The organism is Streptomyces sp. SID5910, from assembly GCF_009862125.1.
Taxonomy (GTDB): Bacteria; Actinomycetota; Actinomycetes; order Streptomycetales; family Streptomycetaceae; genus Streptomyces.
In genome coordinates this window covers 1-3,442 of sequence record NZ_WWHX01000595.1, presented here as the reverse complement: position 1 = coordinate 3,442, position 3,442 = coordinate 1, and the positions used below count along the sequence as shown (strand labels likewise).

The 3,442-nt window shown below is 74.8% G+C and carries 4 protein-coding genes; 3 read left to right on the top strand and 1 reads right to left on the bottom strand.

Annotated elements, in window-relative coordinates; genetic code table 11:
* The coding region (locus tag GTW67_RS20915; protein WP_161166334.1) for an ABC transporter transmembrane domain-containing protein at nucleotides 1-1,304 on the bottom strand (1,304 nt) is incomplete at its 3' end.
* A 245-nt stretch (nucleotides 1,305-1,549) separates the two neighbouring features.
* On the opposite strand from GTW67_RS20915, the gene GTW67_RS20910 reads away from it, so the two are divergent.
* The 3 genes from GTW67_RS20910 to GTW67_RS20900 all read left to right on the top strand — a co-directional run.
* The gene (locus tag GTW67_RS20910; protein WP_161166333.1) at nucleotides 1,550-2,107 is read left to right on the top strand and encodes a dihydrofolate reductase family protein; all 558 of its coding nucleotides are present in this window, start codon (nucleotides 1,550-1,552) and stop codon (nucleotides 2,105-2,107) included.
* Nucleotides 2,108-2,247: 140 nt separating this feature from the next.
* Nucleotides 2,248-3,321, top strand: coding sequence for an MDR family NADP-dependent oxidoreductase (locus GTW67_RS20905; RefSeq protein ID WP_161166332.1), 1,074 nt, complete (start codon nucleotides 2,248-2,250; stop codon nucleotides 3,319-3,321).
* 22 nt (nucleotides 3,322-3,343) lie between these two features.
* Nucleotides 3,344-3,442, top strand: a 99-nt coding sequence (locus GTW67_RS20900) for a MerR family DNA-binding transcriptional regulator (protein WP_161166331.1), incomplete at its 3' end; no start/stop codon positions are given.

Here is a 3,442-nt window from a genome sequence, read left to right as displayed (position 1 = left end):
ATCGCCCGGGACGGGTCGGAGCCCGGCGGGGCGGCGGCGGTGACGTTCTCCCGTACCGAGCCGTCGAAGAGCTGCGCGTCGTGGTCGGCCACCAGCAGCACCGAGCGCAGCGCGTCCGGCGCCAGTCCGGCGAGGTCCAGCCCGTCGATCTCGACGCGGCCCTCGTCGGGGTCGCGGCGGCGGGCGAGGCAGTGCAGGAGGGCCGCCGCGTGCGCGGGGTCGGTCACGACGACGCCCACCGTCTCCCCGGGACGCACCGTCAGATCGACCCGCTCCAGGCCGCCGTACGTCACCCCGGTCAGCCGCAGCCCGCCGGGCCCGTCCGGGGCAGGCGTCCCGGTGCCTCCCGTGGTCTCGCCGGGCGCGGACAGGACGTCGGCGATCCGCGCGGCCGAGGCCCGGGCCTTGGCGAACTCCGTCCCCACCCAGGCCAGCATGCCGACCGGCGCCGGCAGCAGCAGGGCCAGTCCGACGGCGGAGACCAGGGCTCCCAGACCGATCGACCCGCTGAGCACCAGCCGGCCGCCGACCAGCGCCACCAGGGCGATGAACAGGCCGGTCAGGGTCTGCATCAGGCCGGTCTGAAGGGCCTCGGCGCGGGCGGCGCGGACGCTGGCCGACCGCGAGGCCCGGCTGGTCGCCCGGTAGCGTGCCACGGCCGCCGCCTCGGCGCGCAGCCCCTTCAGCACGCGCACCCCGGCGACCAGGTCAGCGGCCACTCCGGACGCGTGCGCGGCCCGCTCCTGCTCGGCGGCGCTGCGCTGCTCCAGGGGCATGGCCAGGAAGTGACCGAGCGCCATCAGGGCGGGGGCGCCCAGCAGGACCAGCAGTCCGAGGGGCACGGAGGCGCGCAGCAGCAGCACCGCGCCCGCGACCACGCCGATCACCGCGGCGACGCCGAGGACCACGGCCATGGCCACGGCACCGACGCGGCGGGCGTCCTCGGTGGCGACGTTCACCAGCGCCCCGGGCGGCCGGCCCGCCTCGGCGCCCGCGCGCGGGGCGAGGATCCGGCGTACGAGGTCCGTCCGCAGTTCGTGGGCGGCCTGTTCGGCGGCGCGTTCACCGGCGCGGGAACCGAGGCGGAAGCCGAACGACAGCATCGTGTACACGACGGCCAGCACGGCGAGCCACACGAGCAGTTCCCCGGCGTCCGGCCGGGCGACCGCGCGGTCCACCGCGACGCCGACGAGGACCGGTACGAGCACTTCCCCCACCTGGTGCGCGGAGCTCAGCACCGACCCCAGTACGACGTCCTTGCGCTGCCCGGCGACAGCGCGGCGTATGACGCCGCGCCCGGTCATCGCTTCCCCCACCCTCGCTCCTCACCACGGGCCGGCCGACGGCAGGAATGGCCGGGTTTCGGCGGCACACCCGCCGAGATTGAGGTAAGGCTAACCTAAGAATCCGGTGGTCGGGTCGTCGGATCCGCGACGAGGGCGGGGCAGACGGAACCGGCGGCCGGCCGATCGATGAGTTCCGGGGCGTGCGGGAGTCATCCTCTGGAGCGTCGGCGGACAGGACGCGCTCGCACCAGGAGGGGACACGCATGGCCAAGCTCATCTACTCGATGATCACCTCGCTCGACGGCTACGCCGAGGCGGCGCAGGGCGACCTCGGCAACGGAGCGCAGGACGAGGAGGTGCACACCTTCATCGGCGACCTCTTCCGGCCCGTGGGCACGTACCTCTACGGCCGGCGGATGTACGAGACGATGGTCTTCTGGGAGACCGCGCACACCGCGCCCGACGTGCCGCCGCACATCGTGCGGTACGCCCGCGACTGGCAGGCCGCGGAGAAGGTCGTGTACTCCACGACGCTCGACTCGGTGTCCAGCGCGCGGACCAGGATCGAGCGGACCTTCGACCCCGACGCGGTGCGCAGGCTCAAGGCCGAGGCCGAGCACGACCTCACCGTCGACGGCCCGAACCTCGCGGCCCAGGCGATCGCGGCCGGCCTGGTGGACGAGTACCACCTGTTCATCACCACGAGCGTGGTCGGCGGCGGCAAGCGCTTCTTCCCCGACGGCGTACGCCTCGATCTCGAACTGGCCGAGGAGCGCGCCTTCGACAGCGGACTGATCTACGCCCGCTACCGGACCCGCTGAGCCGCGGCCGCGGGAGTGTCCTCGCGGGCTTGACCCTGACGTGCGGGTCAGGGATTAGCGTCCTCGCGCCGTCCCGCCCGGTGCCCGGCCATGCGCCGCGCCCGGTCGGGCTCCCACGCGCACGCCCCAGGAGGCCGCCCATGACCACCGTCCTGCCCCGCACCAGCCGCGAGGTGCGGCTCGCCCGCGTGCCCGAGGCACTGCCCGTACCGGAGGACTTCACCGTCGTAGAGACGGCCACCCCCGCTCCGGAACCGGGCCATGTCCTCGTCCGCAACCGCCACTTCCAGGTCTTCGGCGGTCTGCGCACCCTCGTCGGCGGAGGGGCCGAGGAGACGCCGGTGCCCGGACTGAGCCCCGGGGACACCCTGTTCGGGCCGGCCGTCGGCGAGGTCGTCGCCGCGCCGCCCGGCAGCTCCCTCGGCACCGGCGACCTGGTGACCCACCTGATGGGCTGGCGCGAGTACGCCCTCGTGCCCCTGGCCGGCTGCGTCCCCGTGGGCCCGGCGCCGGCCGAGCCCGCCGCCCGCATCTCCTCCGGCTCCGCCGCCTACGGGGCGCTGACCCGCCTCGCCGGCGTACGCGAGGGCGACGTCGTCCTGGTCACCGGCGCCGCGGGCGGCGTGGGCTCGCTGGCCGGACAGATCGCCCGGCTGCTCGGCGCCGCCCGGGTCATCGGCACTACGGGCTCACCGGACAAGGCCAAGCGCCTGACGTCCGAACTCGGCTACGACGCCGTCCTGACCGGCGGCTCATGGCGCGGGGACCAGGAGACCGCGTACCGCGCCTTCTCCCGGCAGCTCGCCGAGGCCGCCCCGGACGGCGTCGACGTCGTGCTGGACAACGTCGGAGGCGTCCAGCTCACCGCGGCCGTGGCGGCGGCCCGGCAAGGCGCCCGCTTCGCCCTGGTCGGAGCGCTGTCCGGGCAGCTCGACCCGCACGGCTCGGGAGCGACGGCACCGACGCGGATCGACACCTTCCGGCTCGTCGTCAAGGGGGCGTCCCTGCGCGGATACACCGGCGTCGACCACCCGGACGTGGAGGCCGAATGGAACGAGCGCTTCGACGGCTGGCTACGCTCCGGCGAGATCCAATTCGCGCTGACCCGGTTCGAGGGCATCGACGAGGCCCCGCGGGCGTTGCAGGAACTGACCCGGGGACAGACCTTCGGTACGGTCGTCGTCGACCTCCCGGGCGCGGTTGACGACGCCTGACGACGAGCGGGAGGCACACACGATGCGGATCGGCGACGCCGCGGCAGCCGTCGGCGCGACACCCAGGGCGCTGCGTTTCTACGAGCAGCGGGGACTGCTGCCGCCACCGCGCCGCACCCGG